Below are 22,049 nucleotides of genomic sequence, written 5' to 3'. Positions count from 1 at the left end.
GCGGGCTAGCGGATCTCGAGGACGGCGAGGCGGTCGGTGGCCGCCACCGTCAGGGTCTGCATCGGCGCCAGCGCCGTGACGCTGACCACCCCGTCGTCCCCGAAGCGGTGCAGGCGCACCCGCCGGGGCGGACTCGAGAGGCGAAACTCCACCGGCCGCGGCGCGACGTCCGGGCGCGGCGCCCGGGCGTTCCGGTCCCATCCGTCGACTCCGAGCCAGACCGGGAGCAGCAGGGCGCCGTCCGCCCGCTGGAAGCACGCCGCCACCAGGTCGGGCACGCCACCCGGCAGCACGACCCCGATGCGGTCCCGGGACGCCGTCGCGTCCTCCGCACGGTCGCCGAACAGGCGGATCAGGCTCCGGACGGCGGCGAAGGACGGGCTCGGCCTGCCGTCATGCGCGATCAGGCCGAACCGGCTCTCCGGATCGGCATCGCCCCCATCGAAGGACGAGATCAGCTCGTACAGATAGGTCCGTCGCACGCCCTGCAGGTAGCTCCACAGGAGGAGGCGCGGCAGGTAGCGGGCGCGGACGGCTTCCGAGACCGGCAGGTGGGCGCTCCGGGTGGCCAGGGCGGTGTGGTAGCCGGTCTCCGTCACGAGGACCGGCGCGCTGCCGAAGACGGGCCGAACGGCCGCGAGGAACCCGGCGAGACTGCCCGCGCCGCGGGTTTCGGGATGCTCCAGCCCCGGATAGGCGTGGACGTTGGCGAGATCCACCGAGGCGGACAGGTTCTCCGCGGCGGCGATGTTGGCCTGGATGTAGCTCGGCCCGGCAACCTGGACGGCGCGGTGCCGCGGGGTGTCCCGCACCGCGCGGAACAAGGCCGCCTGATGATCCGCTGACAGGCGGGCAAGGCCCGGCCGCGCCGCCACCGGCGGCTCGTTGCCGCCCTCCACGATGACGAGCCCGTCCGCGGCCCAGTCGGCAATCTCGCCGAAGCGCTCCGGTGGCACGCGAGGACCAGGGGTCAGGCCGTCGTAGAAGACCAGGCTGAAGCGGTAGCCCCGGCGGGCGAGGGTCGCGATCCGCTCGAACTGCCCGGCCGGCTCGGTGCCGACGAGGACGATGTCGTCGCGCAGGTGGCGCACGCCGAGGTCGTCGAGGGCGGCGGCACACTCGGAGAAGCGCGCGACGTAGGGCGAGCCGCCATGGCCGAGATGCACGTTGATGCCGATGGCGTCGATCAGGTCCTCGCAGCGGTGCACCGCTGCGGGCGCGGCCTCGACCCGCGGTGCGAAGGCCCCCGCCGCCAGGGCCAGGGCCGCCCGGCGGGTGAGTTCGCTCACGCCAGGCTCGCCAGTCCGGTGGCCCGTGCCTCGGTCTCGACGGCTCTGTGGGCTCCGGCGCGGGACGCCCGGGCCTCCTGAACCGCCTGCAGGAGGGCGCGCAGGTGCTGCCCGAGCAGGGCTTGCGCCTGAGCCGAGCTGAAGTTGTGGTCGACATCGGGCACGATCGTCACCGGTGCGCCGAGGCGCCGGTCGGCCCGGCCGGGCGTGCGACCGAGATGCCGGTGCAGGGCCGCGAGCCCGGGATCGCCGGCGCTGTAGACGAGGCGGATCTCGGCGCCCCGGCGCCGCAGTCGCGCCACCCGCCGGGCGACCGAGCCGCCGGGTGAGATCGGGTTCGCCAGGCGCCGCAGCCGTCGCCCGGCCGCCTCCAGGCCGCGCCTGGCCAGGGTCGCGCCGATCGCCCGTACGTGGATCTCGCCGCGCAGGAGCCGCCGCCAAGTCGCGCCCCGCTTCAGCAGCGCCGCGTAGGTGCCGGTGCTGCCGAAGGTCTGGCGGATCACGGCATCGACGTCCTGGTCCGGGTCCCAGTCGAAGCAGTAGGGGTTGATCAGCAGCGCCCCGTCGACCCGCGCGTCGCGGCAGAGGGCCTGGAACGCCGCATGGGCGCCGCTGCAATTGCCCACGAGGACGATGGGGCCTCGGACTTCGGCGAGGTGATCGAGGGCCCGGCCCACATCCGCGAACCCGTCCGGTGCGTAGGGCGGCTTGCGCCCGTCCGACCGGCTCTTGCTGTCACCGATGCCGGCGAGGTCGAAGCGGAAGGATGGAATGCCGTCCGCGGCCAGCCTGCGGGCGAGCGTCGTGTTCTGCCGGCCCCAGCCTGAATGCACAGTCATGCCGGTGGAGACGAACACCACCGTCGGCGCAGCCGAATCCTGCCGGCGGGGCGTACAGCGGATGCCGAACAGGTCCGGCTGGAAGCGGGCGGGCGCCTCGGACCAGCCATCACCGGCGAGACGCGCCGAGCCGAGGCTCGGGGATTTGGCGGGACCGGTGAGCGTGACGCCGTCCGATGCGAAGGCGGTGATGCGATCGAAGTCCGCTTCCGGGACCTCGGCGAAGATGGGGTCGCCGACGAGGAGCGGAAGTCCCGGGAGCGGCCCTGTCTCGACGACACCGCCCAGTGCCGTCAGGCGTCCCGCCAGCGTCCGGGTCTCCGGTGCGAGGAGCAGGGTCCGCGGCGCCGGCGCGCGCGCGATCATGGCGGCGTCGAGGGCGCCGACATCGGCCAGGAAGTCCGCATCCATGCGAAACCCTCCGACCGACAGGCCGTCAGAATCCGCCTTCGGGGCCGCGCCTTCCACGACACCGCCCACCGTCCGGGCGCGAAGCCGCATCTCGCGGAGATAGGCGCGTCCGGTCACGGCCGGCGCCAGCAGGATCAGGCGGTCGACCGCCTCCTCCTGGGCCGCCAGCAGGGCCAGGTTGGCGCCGAGACGCAGGCCGACGAGGGCGACCTCCGTGACGCCGGTGGTCTCGCGCAGGAAGCGCATGGCCTGGCGGATCGCCGCGACGTTTGTCGAAACCCGCACCTCGGCGGGATCGCCGGAATTGCCCTCGCCCGGATAGTCGAACCGCAGGGTCGGGCAGCCGGCTTCGGCGATCCGATCCGCCAGGGCGCGCCAGGGACGATGGGCGGCCATCTGCTCGAAGCCGTAGGCGCCGCACAGGACAACGCCGCGCCGGCCCGCGGCGGGGTGGACCCATCCGAACAGGTCGTCGAAGGTCACGGGCAGGGCGGAGCCGGGCGCCGCGCGCGTCCCGTGCTCGGGGCGGACCTCACGCGTCATGACCGAACCTCACGCTCTCTGTGCTGTTGAGGGCCGCGACCGCGCCCTGTGGAAGCCGATCGCACCCTGGGAAGCGGACCAGCCTCTCGGTCCCCGGCGCCAAGTGAAAACCGCTGTCGCAGGGCCGCGTCGCGGCGCTCCGTACGCTCACGCCGAGGGCGAGGTGGTCGGTTCCGATGCGCAGGGTCGGCACGGACGCACCGGCCACGGGTTCGACCCGCAGGCCGATCGCCCCGGGGGTGACCGGCCGGGTACCGGGGAAGTGGAAGCTCTCGGCGACGACCGCGCCGCCGGCATCGGTGAGACGGGCATGCGCGACGTCGTGGATGCGAGGGCCGAAGCGGTAGCTGTCGGTGGCATCGAAGAAGCGTCCCAGCATCTCGGCGGAGGTGAGCGTCAGGGAGGCTCGCGGGTCGATCGAGATCCCGCGCTCGGCCCGCGCCGCGACCTTGCCGGTGCGGTCCGCGAAGGTCAGCCCCAGGCTTAGGTCCAGGACCTCGGCGGTCTCGTTATGGACATGCAGGTACAGACCGCTCAGACCCTCGTCCGACAGGGTGACCTGCACCGGGCGGAAGGCCCGTTTCAGGGCATACCAGCCGGATTTCGGGGCCTGGTTCCAGTCGATCACGCCCCAGCCGGTGCCCGGCCCGAGGTCGCGGAGGAACCAGACGAGGCCGCCGGCGGTCGGCGAGCGCGCCCGGCGCCACTCGGCGAAGGTCGCCTCCATCACCTCGGCTACGGCGGCGCGGCCGAGTTCGAGGTAGCGCTCGGGATCGTCGGTGCGCAGGGTGGCGGGATCGACCCCGTAGAGCAGGCCGACATAGTGGTCGCGTACCTGCTCGAAGTCCCAGTCGGCGCCCCGGTCGCGGGGGATGCCGCGCGTCCAGAGCGGATCGGCGGGCCGCATCGGTCCCAGCCTCGCGGGTTCGGGCAGGTTGGCGAAGGCGAGGCATTCGCTCGCGAAGCCCACCTCGGCCCGGCGCGCATCCTCCAGGGGGCGGCGATAGGCGCCGACGCCGTAATAGTGGGTGCAGCCCGCACGCGGCGAGAACGGCAGGTCACCCCCGGAGGGCGAGTTCGGCACCACCACGAGGTCGGGGCGGGTCCGCGCGACCAGTTCCGGCAGAGTGTCGGTGCAGAAGGCGTCGGCCCAGACGGTCCTTGGTGCCCCGAGCATGGCCGCCTGCTGCCAGACCTCACTGCCGCCGCAGAGCACGGCGAGGGAGGGCGAAAGCTGCGTTCGCTCGAGGAGGCCTGTCACTTCGCGGGCGAGGGCCGCGGCAAAGTCGGCGGCGTCGTGCGGATAATCGAAATTCGCCAGCATCAGGTCCTGCCAGACGAGGATACCGGCGGCGTCGCAGAGGTCGTAGAACGCGGGCGAGGGATAGAGCGTGGTGCCGGAGACGCGCAGCATGTTCATGCCGGCCTCGCGGGCGAGATCGACCAGGGCCGCGCAATCCTCGGTGCCGAGGCCGACGAGGTCCGAAGGGGTCCAGTTGGCGCCCCGGCAGAAGATCGGCACGCCGTTGATGGCGAGGGCCAGGCCCTCGGCGAAGGGCCGTGCCAGTGACAGGGCTCGAAAACCCGTCCGGCCGAGATCGATCGTCGTGCCGTCGATCTCCACGCTCACGGGATGGCGGTGGGGCGTGCCGTGGGTATGGGGCCACCAGGGCGCCACGCCGGGCAACGCGAGGGTTCCGGTGAAGTGGCCGGGATCGGATTCCGTCAGGGTGACCGCGCGCCCGTCGCAATGCAGCGTGACCGATGCGGGATGGCCGTCGACCCGCAGGCGTGCGGAGATCTGGCCAGTCTCGCCGTCATAGGCAGCTCGCAGGTCGGCCTCCGTCACGCCGAGGCGTAGGGGCTCCACGGTCACCGGACGGTAAGGGCCGACGAGGTCGATTTCCGGGCACCAGCCCGGCATGAAGCCGAGGAGGCTCGTGCGGACGTGGCGCAGGGAGCCCGGGGTGATCATCCGCGGGCGCCAGCGCCCGCGCTTCGACGGGCGGTCGAGTTCCGCCTTGAGCGACCGGAAGCAAAGGGCGAGCTCGGCCCCCGGCCGCAGATCGGTCTCGATGGCGTACGTTTCGAACATTGAGCGCGAGACCAGCACCGGTACGCCGTCGAGCCACACCTCGGCGAGGGTCGCAAGGCCCTCGAAGCGCAGGCGCACGGCGCCGCTCCGGGTCAGCCGGGTCCGGTACCAGACGTCCTGATCATGGATCGGCGTCGGCGCCGTCTCGGACCAGCGTCCGGCGTCTCGCAGGGCCGCGGCCGCGGTGCCGGGCACCGGGGCGGGGATCCACTCGGCGGTTTCCGACAGGTCGCCCGGGCCGGCCCAGGCGCCGGGCGGCGTCAGAGCGAGATGCCAGGGGCCGTCCACGGCCAGCGGCGCCACACCGTCGATGGACCGGATCCGAGCCATGATCCGCCCCTATCGGCCGAGTGCGCGGTCGAGGGCCGCGAACACGTCCGTGTAGGTGGCCGCGAGGCGGTCGAGGCGCGGCACGAGGCCGTCGGCGCTGCGGCGGTGGAAGGCGCGAGCCAGTTGGAACTGGAAGGCCTTGGCCTCGACGGCGAGGCGGGTGGCCGCCTCCGAGGCCGGCCCGAAGGGGCCTGCTCCCGCGGTCTCCAGCCAGGCGAGATGACTCGACAGCATCTCGAAATTCGCCCCGAGCTGGCGCGTGGTGTTGAAGGCGTAGGCGTGGAAGACGCCGAGCGGCCGCTGAACCAGGCCGGGTGCCGTCCGCGCGAGGGCGTCGCGGAACGCCAGGACCGGATTGTGCCCGGGGGCCCGGGTGCGGTGGCGCCGCAGCAGGTCGAGGGCTGCGCCCGGCAACGCGGCCGGGCTCAGGGGCGGCGCGACCGTCTTCACGAACTCCGCGTAGGGCGGCAGTACCGCGGGACCGAAGATGCCGTGATAATCGTCGCCGGAAAGCCGGAAGCGGCCGGCATTGTGGAGGTAATCGAGCTCCCGGGTTTCCGGGTCGAGGGCCAGGAGGCCGATCGTGGTCTTGCCGTGCTCTCGGCCGTAGGTGGTTCCATGGGTGTCGGGAAGGTGGATCGCATCGACCTCCACGAGCACCGGCCTTCCCTGCAACACCTGGATCAGGGCCTGCGCTTCGAGGGCGTCGTAGACTGCGAGCTCCAGCACCTCGAGCCCGTAGAGCCGCTCGAGATCGGCCGCCGGCGGCTTGAAGAACGTGAACTGGTCGCCCTCGAAATCCTGCCGCAGGGTGAAGCCCAGCATCGCCTCCGGTACGAGGCCGCGCCCGTGCAGGAGTTCGATCCAGAGGTCGACGTAGCAGTTCGTCTCCGGCCAGTTGCGGTCGGCCGCATGAAGCGGGTGCGGCACGTAGGGTGTCGCCGGGTCGAGCCCCGGCGCCGTCCGGAGAGGTGCGGCAGTCACCGGCTCAGCCCCACAGCGTGGTGCGCACGGAATCCGGCCAGGCCGCGAGGTCCAGGCCGTGGTGGTGCAGGAGCGCCAGGGTGATCCGCTCCAGGCCGAAGCCGACGCAGGCGGTGTGGGCGACGCTGCCGTCGGCCTGGCGCAGGTCCCAGGTCGTTCCGAAGTGGTCCTGGTGGTAGTTGAAGCTGAGGCAGGCGGTCGGCTTCTCGACGCTGTTCACCGGCACGTTCAGCTCGAACTTCAGGTTTTGCTGGCGCTGGTTGTTGGCGAGCATCCGCCCGGCCCGGCCGAAGAAGGGGTCGTTGGCCACCTCGATCGCCAGCGGCAGATCGAGGCTGCGGATCATCTCGGTGCCCCGGGCGAGCCAGGAATCGCGGAAGGCCAGCACCTGCTCGGGGCTGCCCATCCGGACGTATTCCCGCATCCGGAAAAGCTGCATCCGGGTCGGCTCCAGGCTGGGCTCGCGCCGGAAGCAGTAGGATTGCAGGTCGAACAGGCCGCCCCCGTCGGGCAGGCGGCCACGCGCGGCAGCGGCCGGGTAGAGCGGGTAGCAGGCCGCGGGGGTGAGGACGATGTCGGTGGCCTGCTGGTGGCCGGTCCAGTCGCTCCGGGCCTCGACGCAGGCCAGCAGCTCGGCGTGCTCCGCCTCGTTGCCGCAGAAGCTGTGCACCGTGCCGGCGAGGTTCGGGAAGCCCTTGAGGTAGCCGCTGCGCTCGAAGGCCGGCCGGCTCATCGCGGGGGGAAAGCGCATCACCTCCGCCCCGTCCGCCGCGCCGAGGCGGCTGATCAGGCGCTCGAGGGCATCGACCACGCTCTCGAAGCCGCCACTACGGCCGTAGAGACCGTCGACGCCGGTGCGCACGAGGAGGCCCTGGTCGAACAGGCGGTCGAGGAAGCTCGGGACGGTGTCCGCGGCTTCGTCGGAGATGTCGGCGGCGCGGGATTCGGCCGTGGGTGAGAAGATCGAGTCCATCACGCGCTCATGAGCTGGCCGCCGCCCTTCTGCACGAGCAGAAGTTTGGCGGTGTTGGCGAGGATGCGGTCGTTGCCGATCATGAGCGGCGCTGAGAGGACGTCGCGCAGGGGCCGGCCGAGGCTGAAGGGCGTGCCGTTCTTGTAGCCGGCGAGGCCGACGATCGAGAGGGCGCGCTGGACGATGTCGACGGCCATCTCGGAGGCGGTCGTCTTCAGGTTGTTGAGCATGACCGAGAAGCCGATCGACCCGATGGTATCGGCGTCCCCGTGCGCGTCCTCGTAGCGGCGGAGCGCCGAGACGATGGCGGACCGCATCGCCTGAAGTGCGTTGGAGACTTCGGCGAGGCGCAGGGCCGTGGGTGGCACCTGACTCGGCTGGCGCCGGGCCTCGGCCTGTACGAAGGTGCGGGCGCGGTCGACGGCGGAATTGGCGATCCCGAACCAGACGCTGCTCCAGAGGAGATGCGAGGAGGCCAGCATCGACTGCGCCGCGATCTCCGCGAAGGGCTTGGGCAGGATCTGCTCGACCGGGATGTCCCGGGCCTCCAGGCGGAAGCCGTCGCTGCAGGTACCGCGCATGCCGAGGGTGTCCCACACGGACTTGCGCTCCAGAGAGATCTGGTCGGCGAACAGCGCCACCAGCACCTGATCTGAACCCGCGGCCTCCGGGTGGCGCCGGGCGGTGGCGAGGATCAAGTCGGCCTGGGTTCCGTAGGAGATCACGGAGGCGTCCTTGCCGAGGGCGAAGACGGTCCCGGTGGTCTCGACGGCGCAGAAGCTTGTGCGCAGATCGCCGCCGATGCCGGCCTCCGTGGTGGAGGATGCGACGAGGAGCTGTTCCTGGGCGATCCGCTCCATCAGGTGGCAATGCCAGGCGCTCTCCAGCCCGTGGGCCACGAGGCTCGCGACCTTGATGTGGTGCATGGCGAACACCATCGCGGCGCTGCTGCACGCCTGTCCGAGTGTGCTGCACACGTCCGCAATCTCGCGCAGACCGGCGCCTTCGCCGCCGAACTGGCTCGGGATCTGCAGGCCCAGCAGGCGCTCCGCCTTGAGGGCCGTGACGGCTTCCAGAGGGAAGCGGCCATCGCGGTCGACGGTGTCGGCATGGAGCGCCGCGACCGCCGCCGCGCGCTGGGCGCGCTGGGCCAGGGTGCTCATGCGGCCTGCGGACGAAGCACGGTGGCCACGGTCTCGCGGATCGCAGCGATCGACGCGAAGGACTTGCGGGTGAGGAACTCGTCCGGGAACTCGATGCCGAACCGCTCCTCGAGGGCGAGCATCAGCTGGACCGAACCGAACGAGTCGAGGCCGCGATCGAACAGGCTGTCTTCGTCTCCGATCTGTTCGCAGACCGGTGCCAGCGCCTCATTGGTCGCGAGGATCTCGCGGATGTCCTGGGAAGTGACCAAGGTAAGGCTCCTTTCTAAGCAATAATCCATGTATTGTTGCGCATCCGGAATTGTCAAACATCAACGAGGGCGATGGTAAATACCGGTCTGTGCTGTAGGTGCGCGGGTTTGTCGACGTCCGGTCCTTCGATGCCCTGTCGACGTGCCGATCTTCCCGACGATCCTTGTCGGAAATGGCTCTACGGAGGCTTTCCATAAGAACCCCAGGCCTAAGAAATTCACTGCCATTCGCGGGACGGCGGAAAACACATGGTGTCGTGATGAACAGAGTCTCACCGTGATTGAATAAATGCGGAACGATTCAGGATAACGTCTGGAATGACGTGACTTTGCGGGCCGAGGCGCGCTCAAGTTCGACGATCCGGCGTTGACCGGGGTCTGCCCCATTCGGCGGAAGCACGCGATCCTTCGGCGAGAGATGATCTACAACCTGCAGATCCTGCGCGCCCTGGCGGCCTATTCGGTCTTCCTAACGCATTTCGGTCTGTACGCGGGCCCCATCCTGCCGAGGCCCGACGCCCTGGCGTTCGGAGCGGCGGGCGTGGATGTGTTCTTCGTCCTGTCCGGCTTCATTATGTTCGTGAGCACGGCCGGGCGGCACGAGACACCCGGGGCGTTCCTGCTGCGCCGGGCGATCCGTGTGGTGCCCCTCTACTGGCTCGTCACCCTTGTGCTGACGCTGATCGCGCTCGCCGGACTGAAGCCCATCGGCATCGTCGAGCTGCGGCCGGATTACGTGGTGCAATCCCTGCTGTTCCTGCCGTTCTCACGGGGCGGCTACGTCGAGCCCCTCAATTCGGTCGGCTGGACTCTCAATTACGAAATGTTCTTCTATGCCAGCTTTGCCGTCCTGCTGCTGATGGCGGGCCTGCGGGCGCGGATGATGGGCCTTGCCACCGCCTTGGGCGCGCTCGTCCTTCTCGGCCTAGCGCCGGTCCCTGGCCTCTACTGGGCCTATTACACCAAGCCGATCGTGCTCGAGTTCGTGGCCGGTGCGGCACTCGGCTACGGCTATCTCCGTCTCGGGCCCCTCGCGCCCGGCTTTCCGGTCCGCCGGGCGGCCGGCGCCGCGCTGGTGATCGCGGGCGCCCTCGTCCTCGGGGGACAGGTGGTGGCCGGCGCCCTCGGCGCCGACCTGGAGATGACCGGCTTCCTTCGCCCTCTCGTCTGGGGGAGTGCCGCGGTGCTGGCAGTCGGCGCCCTGCTTCTGCTGGAGCGCGGGGGCATCGTCCTGCGGTCTCGCTGGCTGTTCTCCCAGGGGAACGCCAGCTACGCGTTCTATCTGATCCACAACCTGATGCTGCATATCTCCGCCAAGGCGGCAGCCCTCCTGGTGGCTCCCAGTCCCCTACGCGTCGCACTGGTCTTCGTTCTGGCCTGCAGCGCCTCCGTGCTCCTCGGGGAATGGTTGTTCCGCTGCGTGGAAAGGCCGGTCGGTGCCGCCCTCCGGCGGATGTGCGATCGCAGTCCACGACCTGCGCCGCTGCCCGGCGCGGTTCCATCCTGAGCGGTGACAGGGCGGACTGGTGCGATGCCTTCTATCGCGATCCTTAATCATTGCTCAAAGCGAACAGCTGAATTTTCAAAGAAAACATCCGCAGAACGTTATCTCTAAGTGGTGATTGCTTGTAACGCTGCTTCAGTGCCTGAGTTGATCATAGTATTTTAGTTCGAAGACAGGATGCTCTGATGGGTTGGTGGTCTCGCCGCCCACCAGCGGAGTTTCTTTCGGTGTCCGGCATGCCGGCGAGGATGGTTCGGATGCGTGTAGCGATCGTTCACGACTGGTTATACGTGGTCGGAGGCGCCGAGCAGGTGCTGCGCCAGCTGCTGAAGATCTATCCGCAAGCCCATGTTTATACCCTGTTCGACTTCCTGCCCGAGTCCGCGCGGGCCTATCTCGGCTATACGCAGGCGCGCACGAGCTTCATCCAGCGCCTTCCCTTCGCGCGCTCGCGGCACCGGCACTACCTGCCGCTGATGCCGCTCGCCATCGAGCAGTTCGACCTGTCGAGCTACGACCTCGTGATCTCGAGCAGCTACGCGGTGGCCAAGGGCGTGCTCACCGGGCCGGACCAGCTTCACGTGTCCTACGTCCACTCACCCATGCGCTATGCCTGGGATCTACAGCACACCTACCTGCGGGAGAGCGGCTGCGCGAGCGGCCTCAAGGGCCTGCTCGCTCGGCTCATCCTCCACCGGATGCGCCTGTGGGACTACCGCACCGCGGCCGGGCCGAACGCGATCATCGCCAATTCCGGCTTCGTTGCGCGGCGGATCCACAAGGTCTACGGCCGCGGCGCCGAGGTGATCCCTCCGCCCGTCACCCTGTCCAGCCAGCGCTACGACGGACCGCGCGGAAACCACTTCCTCGTGGCGAGCCGCCTCGTCCCCTACAAGAACGTCGAGGCCGTGGTGCGCGCCTTCGCACAGTTGCCCGGCCTGAACCTCGTAGTTGCCGGCACCGGTCCGGAGGCCGAGCGACTGAAGTCGATCGCGACGTCGAACGTCACCTTCGCGGGGTTCGTTTCCGACGAAGAGCTGCGCCGCCTCATGGCTACGGCCCGCGCCTTCGTCTTCGCGGCGGAGGAGGATTTCGGTATCATCGTGGTGGAGGCCCAGTCGGAGGGCACGCCCGTCCTTGCCCTCGGTCGCGGCGGAGCCCGCGAGACCGTGCAGGTCCGGGGGCCGAGCCGCACGGGCCTCTTCTTCGACACGCCCGAGCCCGACGCCATCGCGTCCTGCGTTTGCGACTTCATTCGCCAGGAGGACAGCTTCACCCGCGAGGTCTGCCGGAACCAGGCGGAACCGTTCTCCGCCGACCTGTTCCGCATCCGATTCTCGCGCTTCGTCGACGAACAGCTGACGATCCATCGCGCCGCCTGCGAACCACGCCTGCGCACCCTCCCGCGTCTCGAGGCCGTTCCACGCTTCGAAGCCGTGTCCTGAGGAGCGGCGCGCATGTCCCTCCTCACCCTCGACATGCCCGATCGCGCGCCGACTATCGGGCGGGTACCCGAGCAGGACCGCGAACGCGGCGGCGCACTCATGGCGCCACTCCTCAAGATCTGGCGGCGCCGCGTGCTGTTTGCGACCGTCTTCGTCGCCGTCCTCGGGCTCGCGGTGACCATCCTGGTCCGCACGCCCAACCAGTACGTCGCGACCGGGTCCGTCATCGTGGCCGAGCCCGAGCCGGGCGCCAGCAACGCCTCGATGGCCTGGATCCAGAAGCTCGGCGATCCGGCGGATCTCGAGAGCCAGATCCTGGTGATTCGTTCGCCCCGCCTCATGCGCCTCGCCGCCGAGAGCGGCCTCGCCGAGGCGGTGATGGCCGAGTGCCGTGAGACTGTCACCCGCGGGCACCCGGACCGGATCACGGACAAGAAGGAAGCCCTCTGCGCCAAGCTCGGTGCGGACCGCGACGCGCTCGTGGAATACCTGCAGAAGCGCTACATGGTCGGGAGTGCCGGCCGCTCCCGCGTCATCGCCATTGGCTACAAGTCGCCGCTGCCCGAGGTGGCGCAGACGATGACCAACGCGCTCATCAACGCCTTCCTGGAAGATCAGCGCAACGCGCAAGCCTCGAGCCGCAAGGCAGCTACCGATTGGCTGTTCACCGAGATCAAGCAGCTTGATACCTCCATCCGCGACGACGAGGCGCGCATCCAGGCCTTCCGCCGCCGCAAGGGGCTCGTGAAGGGCGCGACCGGTCCGATCAGCGCCGAGCGCCTCACCGGGATCAGCCAGCAGCTGGCTGCCGCCGAGGCCGCCAAGGCGGATGCCGCCGCACGTCTGAAGGAGATCGAAGCCGATCGCCGCCGCGGCTCCGACAGCGCTCCGGCGGTCCTCGCCAGCCGCGCCGTGGGCGACCTCAAGCAGCAGATCAGCGGCGTCAGCGCCCAACTCGCCAATCAGAGCACACTTCTCGGCCCGAACCATCCGACCGTCCGCGCCCTGCAGACCGAGCAGGCCAGCCTGCGCGCCCGGATCGACCGGGAACTCGCCAACGTGGCCGACGGCCTGCGTAAGACTTACGAGGCCTCGAACAGCCTGGCCCGTGCCCTGCGCGCACAGATGGACAGCGCCAAGTCCGAAGCCGCCGCCGCGATGGACGACGAAGCCTCGATCGAGGGCATGGTCCGCAACGCTGAGATCAAGCGCGCCCGTTACGCCGATCTGGTGAAGCGGGCGAGCGAGCTGGAGACCGAGCGCCGCATCCTCACCGGCAGCACCCGCCTGGTCAGCCTCGCCGAGGTGCCCCAGGAAGCGTTCTCGCCCAAGCCCGTCCCGTTCCTCGCCGGTGCCGTCGTGCTGGCGACGGTGCTGGCCGCCGGCGCTGCTCTCCTGCGCGATCTCGCCGACCGCCGGGTCCGCACGCCTGCTCAGCTGGTGGCCGGCACCGGTGCCCCGGTCTTCGCCCAGCTCCCCTGCCTGGATGCCGGCGGCCTGATGGGGCGCCTCTCCGACCGCCGTCGCGAACTGCCCCTGGCCGAGGCCCTGCAGCGGGCGCAGGCGGACCCCGGCATGCGGAACGTCTTGCGGACCCTCCACGCGCACCTGTTCCTGGCGGGGGGCGACGGCTCGCGCACGGTCCTGGTCACCTCGGGGAAGCCCCGCGAGGGCAAGTCCTTCACGACCTTCGCCATCGCCGGCCTGAGCGCCGCGAGCGGTCGCCGCGTCCTGGTTATCGAGTGCGACCTGCGCCGTCCGAACTTCGAGGCTTCCCTCGGCCTGAGCCGCAGCCCCGGCCTCGGCGGCATCCTGCGCGGCGAGATCGACGCGGCGGAGGCCATCGTCAGGAAGGACGGATTCGACGTCATCCCGGCCGGCGTTCCGACGCCGGACTCGACCGAGCTCCTGATGAGCCACCGCATGGCGAACCTCCTGCGCTGGAGTCGGCGCTACGACCTCGTGCTCCTCGACAGTCCGCCGACCAGCCTGCTGATGGATGCCTGCATGCTCGCCCGCCACGTGGACGGCGTGCTCTGCTGCACCCGTGCGGGCCGCTCGCAGCTGTCCGACACGATCGAGACGGTAACGAGCCTGCGCAAGGCCGGCGGCGCCGTCCTCGGCATCGCCATGACGATGGTCAAGTCCGGCGGCCAGCCGGCCTACGAGGCGATGCCCCTGTCCCTGCCCCATCGCGCCGGAGCCGCCTGATGGCCGGGACGCTCTCCACCACGGCCGGCCTCGGCCCAACGCGCGCCACGGCGACATCCGAGGTGCTCGGCGGCCCCCGCCCCCGGGTGCTGTTCGTCAGCCATACGGGTACCATGTCCGGCGCCGAGCTCGTGCTGCGGGACGTCGTGCAGGCCTGGCCGGGCTCCCAAGCGTTCCTGTTCGAGGGCGGCCCTCTCGCCGAAGCCCTGCGGGAGGCCGGCTTGACGATCCGCCTCGCCGCGCCCGGTGCCGACCTTTCCGGCCTGCGCCGGGACGTCTCCCCCTTGCACGCCCTTCCGGTGCTCGGGCGCCTCGCCCGTCTGGCGGGGGACCTCGCCCGGGCCGCCCGCGGCTGCAACGTCGTCTATGCCAATTCGCAGAAGGCCTTCCTGCTCGCGGCCATGCCGGCCCGCCTCGTCGGCCGTCCCCTTCTCTGGCACCTGCACGATATCCTCGACGGCGCCCATTTCGGGCGAGCCCAGCGCATCGTCCAGGCCCGGCTCGCCAATGCCTGCGCGACGCGCGTCATCGTCCCCTCGTGGGCCGCGGCCGAGGCCTTCGTGCAGGCGGGCGGGCGCCGGGACCGGGTGACGGTGGTGCCGAACGGCCTCGACCTGAGGCTCGACCCGCGCCCCGCGACCGACCTGCGCACGGAACTCGGCCTACCCGCTGGGCCCCTCGTCGGCGTGTTCAGCCGCCTCGCGCCCTGGAAAGGACAGGACGTCGTGATCGAGGCGCTGACTGAGGTGCCGGGACTGCGCTGCGTGGTGGTGGGCTCGGCCCTGTTCGGCGAGGATGCCTACGCGGCGGGCCTGCGCGATCTCGCGGCGGCCCGCGGCGTTGCCGACCGGGTGCTGTTCCTGGGCCAGCGCAGCGACGTGCCCCGCCTGATGCAGGCCGTCGATGCGGTGGTCCATCCCTCCGTGGATCCCGAGCCGTTCGGCCGGACCCTCGTCGAGGCGATGCTCGCCGGCGTTCCGGTGGTCGCCACCGATGCGGGTGCCTCCCGTGAAATCCTCGACGGCGGCGCCCTCGGCACCCTCGTGCCGCCCCGTCGGCCCGATCGCATCGCCGCCGCCCTCGCAGAGATCCTGGCCCGCCCGGAGGATTTTGCCGAGCGCACCCGTCTGGCCCGCGAGCAGGCCCTTGCCCGCTACGGCGCCGCCCGGATGCAGGACGACCTCGCCGCCCTGATCCGCCAGGCCGCAGCCCGCGCATGATGCGGACAATCAATCCCGATTTCCGGAGCCGCCGAGCCACGATGACCCGCGTCCTCGTCAACATGCCGAGCCAGCATGGCGGCCGACCGTCCGGAGTGGCGCTGGTCGCCTTCAGGGTGATCGCCGGATTGCTCGACCGGGGCAACGTCGCGGTCGTCCTGCGCTCGCCCTGGACCCGCACCCAGTTGCCGGAGACGATCCGCGACCGGGTCGCGGTCGTCACCGTGCCGCGCCCGCGCCTGATGATCCTCGACGTCCTGCGCCAGGCCGTCACCGTCCCGGTCCTGTGCCGGGCGGAAGGCATCGATGTGGTGCTGAACGCCGATCCCTACGGCGCGGCCTTCGGTGGTCGGGCTCGCGTCAGCGTCGTGCACGACCTCTACTTCCGCACCATCCCAGACTGCGCCGGGTGGCGCGAGGCGCTCACGACGGACCTGATCTTCCGGCTGGTCCTCGGCAACAGCGCCCGGGTGATCGCCGTCTCGGACACCACCCGGGACAGCCTCGGTCAGTTCTACCCCGCCCTGCGCGCCCGCGTCCGGACCGTGCTCTCGGCGGCCATGCTGGATGTGTCGGTGGAGAGCGGCGTCGCGCCCGAGGCCGGGTGGGGCGCCTATGTCCTGGCGGTGGGCAACGCCACCCACAACAAGAACTTCGCCACCCTGGCGCGAGCGGCCGCGGCGCTCTCCCACACCCATCCCGACCTTGCCATCGTCCATGTCGGCGAGGACGCGCAGGAGACCATCGCGGCGGCCCTGGCTGGGGCGCCGGTGCGGCTGACGCGCCTGTCGGGCATCGACGAGGATCGCCTCGCCGCCCTCTACCGGGGCGCCCTGTGCCTGTGCGTGCCCTCTTTCGCGGAAGGGTTCTGCCTCCCGGTGCTGGAGGCGCAGATTCTCGGCTGCCCGGTGCTGTGCTCGGACCGCTCGGCGACCCCCGAGATCGCCGGGGACGGCGCGCTCACCTTCGATCCCGCCGATCCCGCCGCCCTCGCCGCGGCCCTGCGCGGCTTGCTGCACGAGCCAGGCCTGCGCGCCGACCTGATTGCGCGCGGCCACGCCAATGCCCGCCGCTACGACTGGGCCGAGACCGCGCGGCGCTACGAGGGGGTGCTGCTCGAGGCCCTGCGGGACGCCGCCCGACCGATGTCCGCCGGGGAGGCCGCGGATGCGCATCCTGCACCTTAGCTCCCTCTACGCGCCCGAGCAGGTCGGCGGCGCCGAACTGATGGTGGAGACCCTGGCCCGGACCCAGGCCGGCGGCGGCCATGCCGTGGCGGTGGCCTGCGCCTCGCGCCGGGTAGAGGCGCCGGCCCTCCAGGACGGGGTCACCGTCTACCGGACCGGCCACGGCACGCCTTTCCACAGCCTCGACTGGCCGCAGCACGGACGCCTGGACCGTCTCCGCTACAAGCTCGCCACGCAGTGGAATCCGCAGACGGTGAGCCGGATGGAGGCGGCGGTCCGCGCCTTCGCCCCCGACGTCGTCAACACCCACTCGATCTCGGAGATCACCCCCGCCGTCTGGCCGATGCTCCGGCGCCTCGGCATACCGGTGGTTCACACGCTCCACGACTTCACCAGCCTGTGCACCAACGGTGCGATGGCGAGGCACGGGCAGGCCTGTGCTGGCCAGCATCTCAAGTGCCGGCTCTATTCCGAGCCGCATCGCCGGTGCCAGCGTGCGGTCTCCGCCGTCGCGGCGGTCGGCACCGACATCCTGGACCGGCACCTGGCGGCCGGTTTCTTCGCGGAGATCCCCGATGCGCTCCGCCGGGTGATCTGGAACCCGATCGCCCCCGGCCGCCCCTCGGCGCGTCAGCCGCGCCGGCCCGGCCATCCGGTCGTGTTCGGCGCCCTCGGACGCATCGAGGCCTCGAAGGGCACCGACGTGCTGCTGGCGGCCTGCCGCCAGCTGCCGCCCGAGGGGTGGCGCCTCGTCGTCGCCGGCCGGGCCGCGGATGGGCTGGAGCGCTACCGCGCCCTGGCCGAGGGATTGCCGGTAACGTTTGTGGGGTATGCCGACAAGGATGCTTTCCTCGACGCCATCGACTGTCTCGTCGTCCCGCCGGTCTGGCCGGAGGCGTTCGGCCGGACGGTGGCAGAAGCGTATGGTCGTGCTGTGCCGGTGATCGGAACCGCCGTGGGCGGGATCGGCGAGCAGGTCGGCCCCGGCCCCTGGCTCGTGCCTCCGGGCGACGCTGACGCTCTGGCCGCCGCGATGGCGCGGGTCGTGGCCGCGCCGGCCTGCCTACTGGAGGGACTGTCCCGCGCCGAAATCGTCCGCTCGGGCACAGACCCCGACGCCGTCGCAGGCGCCTATCTTGAGCTTTATGCCGCCGTCCGCGCCCGCGAAGCGGCCTCTCCCTATCATCTTCCGCCGGTGGCCGTCTCCGAGCCCCCGCGTCTCGACGAGTGTCGCCCATGACCGCTTCCGTGATGCCCACGTCCGAGATGACACCCTCCGGGCTCGCCCGCGCCCGGCTGGAGGCGGTGCCCGCCCCGGGGCGCGAGGTGCACGGCGCCGGCAGCACCGGCCGGACCGCCGCGACCGGACCCCTGCGCATCCTGCATCTCAGCGCCCTCTACCCGCCCTACATCGTCGGCGGCGCCGAGCGCTCGGTGGAGCACCTCGCCGAGGAGCTGGTGGCGGCCGGTCACACGGTGGCGGCGGCCTGCATCGCCCGCGAGGCCGAGCCCAAGACCCTGCGCAACGGCGTCACCGTCTACCGCATGGCCCATAATAACGATTTCTGGCTTGAGGACTGGCCTAAGGCGACGCGAGTCGGACGCACCTGGGCCAAGCTGAAGCAGCAGTGGAATTTCGCCATCGCGGCCGAATTCGGCCGCGTCCTCGACGATTTCCGGCCCGACATCGTCAACACGCACTCGCTCCTCGACGTCTCGACCCTGGTCTGGCGCGAGGCGGCCAAGCGCGGGATCCCGATCGTCCACACGGTCTGCGAGTATGACCTGATCTGCGGCAACGCCGCGATGTTCCGGCACGGCAAGCCCTGCACGCACTGGCACCTCGGCTGCAAGGTGGTCAACGCCACCAAGCAGATCACCAACCGGGCGGTGGGCGCCGTAGTCAGTGTCGGCACCGAGATCCTGAAGACCCACGTGAACCACGGCCTGTTCCGCCACCTCGCGCCTGAGCGGCGGCGGGTGATATACTATTCCTGCACGGTGCCGGACGGCGACGCGGAGGCGCGCCGGCGGATCGACCGCACCGGCCGGCCCATGACCTTCGGCTATCTCGGCCGCATCAACGTCGAGAAGGGCGTCGGCACCCTCGTCGACGCCTTCCGCGCGGTCGGACCCGGCGACTGGCGCTGCCTCGTGGCCGGCCAGGCGATGGACGACTCGATCGACCGCTTCAAGGCGCAGGCCGAGGGCCTGCCGATCGAGTTTGTGGGCTGGGCCAAGCCCGCCGACTTCCTGAGCGAGATCGACGTGCTCATCGTGCCCTCGTTCTGGGCGGAGCCCTCGCCACGGACGATCTACGAGGCCTACGTCATGGGCGTGCCGGTGATCGGCGCGGCTTCGGGCGGCATTCCCGAGCTGATCGGCGAGGACAACGCCGACTGGCTCTTCACCCCCGGCAATGAGGCCGAACTCGCCGACCGGGTCCGGGCCGTGATCGCCCGCGGCCGCGTCGGCCTGCCGGACGAGCGCAGCTTCCAGCACGTGATCCAGGAATCGACCTCCGAGCGCGTGGCCGAGAAGTATCTCGACCTTTACGCCGAGCTTGTGGACGAGCGCCGGGCCGACCGCGCGTGAGCGCCACCGCACTGCTTCCGGGGCAGGCCGCCACCGCACCGGCCTCCCTCGGGGTCACAGACGAGCCGGACGTCTCCGGCCGCTCCTTCGCGGCAGCGCGCTGGGTGGCGCTGGCCTCGGTCGGCAACGTCGTCCTCAGCTTCGGGGTGTTCCTGGTCCTGGCCCGGCTGATCGAGCCCGCCGAGTTCGGCCTCGTCGCCGTCGCCGCCGTGTTCATCGACATCCTGCAGATCGTCGCCCGCGGCGGCCTGCCCGACGCGGTGGTCCAGCAGGCCGATCTCGACGAAGGCTTCGCCGCCACTGCGTTCTGGGTGACCCTGGCCTCCAGCGCCGCCTACGCGGTGGCCCTCATCGGGCTGTCCTGGCCGATCGCCTGGCTGCTCGAACTGCCCGAGCTGCGCCCTGCCCTCTGCGCGCTCTCCGCCTGCTTCGTGATCTCGGCCCTGGGCGCGATCCACGAGGCGCGTCTCCAGCGCAGCTTCGGCTTCCGCAAGCTCGCCCTGCGGGCGCTCGGCGCGAACCTCCTCGGAGGAGCTGCCGCTTTGGCCCTGGCGCTGGCCGACTACGGGGTCTGGAGCCTCGTGGTCCAGCGCCTCGTCGCCACCGGAGCGACCACCCTCCTGACCTGGGCGGCGATGCCCTGGGTCCCGGCCCGGCGCCTGGATCTCGCCGCGGCCCGGCGCCAGATTGCCTTCGGCTCGCGGATCTTCTCCACCAACCTGCTGCTGGTCTTCTCGATCCGCAGCCAGGAGGTGATCGCCGCCTACTTCCTGTCTACTGCCGATGTCGGCCACCTGCGCCTCGCCTGGCGCTGCATCGACCTCGTGAGCCAAGTCGCGGTGATCCCGTTCTCGGCGGTGGCGCTGACCACCTATGCCCGGCTGCAGGACCGCCCGGCCGATCTCGCCGCCGCCTTCCACGATTTCACCCGGACCTCCGCCTTCCTGGCGCTGCCCGCCTTCTTCGGCATGGCCGCGGTCGCTCCGACGCTGATCCCATTCCTGTTCGGCGACCAGTGGCACGATGCGGCGCCGGTCCTGCGCATCCTGGCGCTGCTCGCGCCAGAATTCGTGGTGACTTCCATGCTGTGGATGATCTTCACGGCGCTGGGCCGCAGCGGCACCGCCCTGAAGCTCGCCGGCGCCCAGTTCGGAATCGGGGCGATGGCGGCGATCCTCACCGGACCGTTCGGCCTGTCGGCCCTCGTTATCGGCCACGTGGTCCGGGCCTACCTGTTCTCGCCCCTGATCGTCGCGCGGGCCGGACGCTTCGTGCCGGTGAGCAACGGGGGCCTCGTCGGGGTGCTGCTGCCCGCTACCGCCTGTGCCGGTGCCATGGCGGCCCTGGTGCTGCTGGTCCAGGAACCGATCCACGCGGCCCTCGGGGATCGCCTCGGCCTGTTCGCCTGCGTGACCTTGGGCATGCTGGCCTACGGCACCCTCGCCCTCGCCTTCTTGCGTCCCACCGTCCGCGCGGCGCTCGGGTTCTTCGCCCGTCGCGGCGGCTGAACGAGACGCATCCCGGCACCTGCACGCTTCGCAAACCTTTGCGCGCGAGAGTGCGGTCGCGGACGGAGGCACGCCCGGGCCGGGCGCGCAGCGTATCCTCGGAGGGGCCGGAGCGATGACGGGACCGACGGCGCCGATGGCGGCGGGAATGGGACGGACGCGGGCGGTGCCGATTGTGGCCGACCGCGCGGCCGTGTTCCTGCTCGGGGTCGCCCTGCAGCTCAACGTCCTGACCTCGAGCTTCGGACTGCCGTTCCAGCGCCTGTCGGACCTCCTGCCCTTCCTGCTGATCCCGTGGTTCGGCCTGCGTCGCGCCGTGATCGCCGAGGGGCTCCGCCAGGCTGTCCCGTTGGGCGCCGTCGGCATCCTGATCGCCCTCTCGCTGGTGCTGAAGGCCGAGATCCAGGCCGGCGACGTCTACCTGACCCTCGTCCTGCTGCTCTACTTCGTCCTGGCGCTGATCCTGCTCGTCATGTTCCGCGACCGGAGCCTGGAGAACGCCTTCTGCTGGGGCCTCCTCGCGGGCCTCGGCGGGTCGCTTGTCGTCCTGATGCTCTCCTCCTCGGGGCTGCCGCTGGACCGCTTCGGCCTCGGCGTCCCGACCGACGGCCTGGACGAGGAGCTGAAGCTCTTCGTCGAGGACAAGCAGGGCGGCCTCTGGGCATCCGGCAACGAGACCGGCCACGTCTTCGCCCTTGGCGGGGCCGCGGCCCTCCTCTTGAGCCTGCGCACCCGTCTGAACTTGATCTACCTTGCCTATTTCGCGGCCCTGCTGGCGAGCTTCCCCCTGACCAACAACCGCTCCGGGCTGTTCATGCCGGTGCTGATCCTGCTGATTCTGATGCGCCGGAGCATCCGGCTGCAAGTGGTGCTGCCCGTCCTCGGCGTCCTCGGGATCCTGCTTATCGGCTTCTCGATGACTGGCGAGATCCCCCTGCCCCAGAAGCTGGCGCAGTCGATTGAGACGCGCTTTGCCGGCGACGGCAACGTGTCTGGCAACGCCGACGAGCGCTTCATCTCCGGTTTCACCGCCTTGCAACTGGTGGCGGAGTACCCATTCGGCGTCGGCGAGACCACGCGGCGGGAAGAACTCCGCGCGCTCACCGGACTGGTGACGCCGCATAACGGCTTCATCTCCCTGGCGCTCCAGAGCGGTATCGCGACGGCCCTGCTTCTCCTCGCCGCCCTCCTGCGAATCGCCCGCGCCCCTGCCGCGGCCGGACCCTTCGTCGCCTACACCGCCCTGTTCCTGGTGCCCTCGATGATGTTCGAGGAATTGTCGGTGAACCAGTACTTCCTCTTCTTCATGGCGGTGTTGCTCGCCTCCCTGGTCGTCCGGACCGGCCCCGCCGAACCGGCAACCGGGTCATAGGGACAGGGCGACACGTCGACCGATGCGGTCGCCCGGGCCTCTTCGTCCTGTCGGCACCTCTCCCCGCGTCCGCCCCGTCCGGTGTCCATCCGCACGCGCACCGTCGCGGTATCCTTGACCGCGATGTTG

The 22,049-nt window shown here is 70.6% G+C and carries 16 protein-coding genes; 9 read left to right on the top strand and 7 right to left on the bottom strand.

Features of this window, described 5'->3' with window-relative positions; all coding sequences use genetic code 11:
• Nucleotides 1-5 precede the first annotated feature (5 nt).
• From AC1MGR_RS10640 to AC1MGR_RS10610, 7 genes are read right to left on the bottom strand one after another with little or no spacing between them, the layout of a single operon-like run.
• Nucleotides 6-1,289, bottom strand: a complete 1,284-nt coding sequence (locus AC1MGR_RS10640) for a hypothetical protein (RefSeq protein WP_480234568.1) — start codon at nt 1,287-1,289, stop codon at nt 6-8.
• Nucleotides 1,286-3,082, bottom strand: coding sequence for an alpha/beta fold hydrolase (locus AC1MGR_RS10635; RefSeq protein ID WP_480234567.1), 1,797 nt, complete (start codon nt 3,080-3,082; stop codon nt 1,286-1,288). The genes AC1MGR_RS10640 and AC1MGR_RS10635 overlap by 4 nt, the downstream gene beginning before the upstream one ends.
• Nucleotides 3,072-5,507, bottom strand: a complete 2,436-nt coding sequence (locus AC1MGR_RS10630; RefSeq protein WP_480234566.1) for a glycoside hydrolase family 2 protein — start codon at nt 5,505-5,507, stop codon at nt 3,072-3,074. The genes AC1MGR_RS10635 and AC1MGR_RS10630 overlap by 11 nt, the downstream gene beginning before the upstream one ends.
• 9 nt (nt 5,508-5,516) lie before the next feature.
• Nucleotides 5,517-6,491, bottom strand: coding sequence for a DUF1839 family protein (locus AC1MGR_RS10625; protein WP_480234565.1), 975 nt, complete (start codon nt 6,489-6,491; stop codon nt 5,517-5,519).
• Between the two features lie 4 nt (nt 6,492-6,495).
• Nucleotides 6,496-7,464 carry an amino acid--[acyl-carrier-protein] ligase gene (locus AC1MGR_RS10620; protein WP_480234564.1) on the bottom strand — a complete coding sequence of 323 codons (969 nt, stop codon included), beginning with the start codon at nt 7,462-7,464 and terminating at the stop codon, nt 6,496-6,498.
• Nucleotides 7,464-8,627, bottom strand: coding sequence for an acyl-CoA dehydrogenase family protein (locus AC1MGR_RS10615; protein WP_480234563.1), 1,164 nt, complete (start codon nt 8,625-8,627; stop codon nt 7,464-7,466). The genes AC1MGR_RS10620 and AC1MGR_RS10615 overlap by 1 nt, the downstream gene beginning before the upstream one ends.
• Entirely contained in the window at nt 8,624-8,878 is a 255-nt protein-coding gene (locus tag AC1MGR_RS10610; protein WP_480234562.1) for an acyl carrier protein, read from the bottom strand. Before AC1MGR_RS10610 ends, AC1MGR_RS10615 begins: the two co-directional genes overlap by 4 nt.
• Before the next feature lie 418 nt (nt 8,879-9,296).
• Between AC1MGR_RS10610 and AC1MGR_RS10605 the strand changes: the two genes are divergently transcribed.
• The 9 genes from AC1MGR_RS10605 to AC1MGR_RS10565 all read left to right on the top strand — a co-directional run bounded on the left by AC1MGR_RS10605 (nt 9,297) and on the right by AC1MGR_RS10565 (nt 21,920).
• A complete protein-coding gene (locus AC1MGR_RS10605) occupies nt 9,297-10,385 on the top strand; it encodes an acyltransferase family protein (protein WP_480234561.1) in 1,089 nt (362 codons plus the stop codon).
• A 254-nt stretch (nt 10,386-10,639) separates the two neighbouring features.
• Nucleotides 10,640-11,827 (top strand): glycosyltransferase, encoded by a 1,188-nt coding sequence (locus AC1MGR_RS10600; RefSeq protein WP_480234560.1) that lies wholly within the window; start codon nt 10,640-10,642, stop codon nt 11,825-11,827.
• A 12-nt stretch (nt 11,828-11,839) separates the two neighbouring features.
• Entirely contained in the window at nt 11,840-14,038 is a 2,199-nt protein-coding gene (locus AC1MGR_RS10595; protein ID WP_480234559.1) for a GumC family protein, read from the top strand.
• Between the two features lie 113 nt (nt 14,039-14,151).
• Nucleotides 14,152-15,258 carry a glycosyltransferase family 4 protein gene (locus AC1MGR_RS10590; RefSeq protein ID WP_480234770.1) on the top strand — a complete coding sequence of 369 codons (1,107 nt, stop codon included), beginning with the start codon at nt 14,152-14,154 and terminating at the stop codon, nt 15,256-15,258.
• 41 nt (nt 15,259-15,299) lie between these two features.
• The gene (locus AC1MGR_RS10585) at nt 15,300-16,445 is read left to right on the top strand and encodes a glycosyltransferase family 4 protein (RefSeq protein WP_480234558.1); all 1,146 of its coding nucleotides are present in this window, start codon (nt 15,300-15,302) and stop codon (nt 16,443-16,445) included.
• Nucleotides 16,426-17,685 (top strand): glycosyltransferase family 4 protein, encoded by a 1,260-nt coding sequence (locus AC1MGR_RS10580; RefSeq protein WP_480234557.1) that lies wholly within the window; start codon nt 16,426-16,428, stop codon nt 17,683-17,685. The genes AC1MGR_RS10585 and AC1MGR_RS10580 overlap by 20 nt, the downstream gene beginning before the upstream one ends.
• 131 nt (nt 17,686-17,816) lie before the next feature.
• Entirely contained in the window at nt 17,817-19,040 is a 1,224-nt protein-coding gene (locus AC1MGR_RS10575) for a glycosyltransferase family 4 protein (RefSeq protein ID WP_480234769.1), read from the top strand.
• Nucleotides 19,037-20,548, top strand: a complete 1,512-nt coding sequence (locus AC1MGR_RS10570; RefSeq protein WP_480234556.1) for a lipopolysaccharide biosynthesis protein — start codon at nt 19,037-19,039, stop codon at nt 20,546-20,548. The genes AC1MGR_RS10575 and AC1MGR_RS10570 overlap by 4 nt, the downstream gene beginning before the upstream one ends.
• 115 nt (nt 20,549-20,663) lie before the next feature.
• The gene (locus tag AC1MGR_RS10565) at nt 20,664-21,920 is read left to right on the top strand and encodes an O-antigen ligase family protein (protein WP_480234555.1); all 1,257 of its coding nucleotides are present in this window, start codon (nt 20,664-20,666) and stop codon (nt 21,918-21,920) included.
• Nucleotides 21,921-22,049 lie beyond the last annotated feature (129 nt).

It is taken from the genome of Methylobacterium sp. BI1, assembly GCF_056680125.1.
The sequence above is the reverse complement of the archived record's forward strand: the minus strand, read 5'-3'. Positions and strand labels throughout refer to the sequence as shown.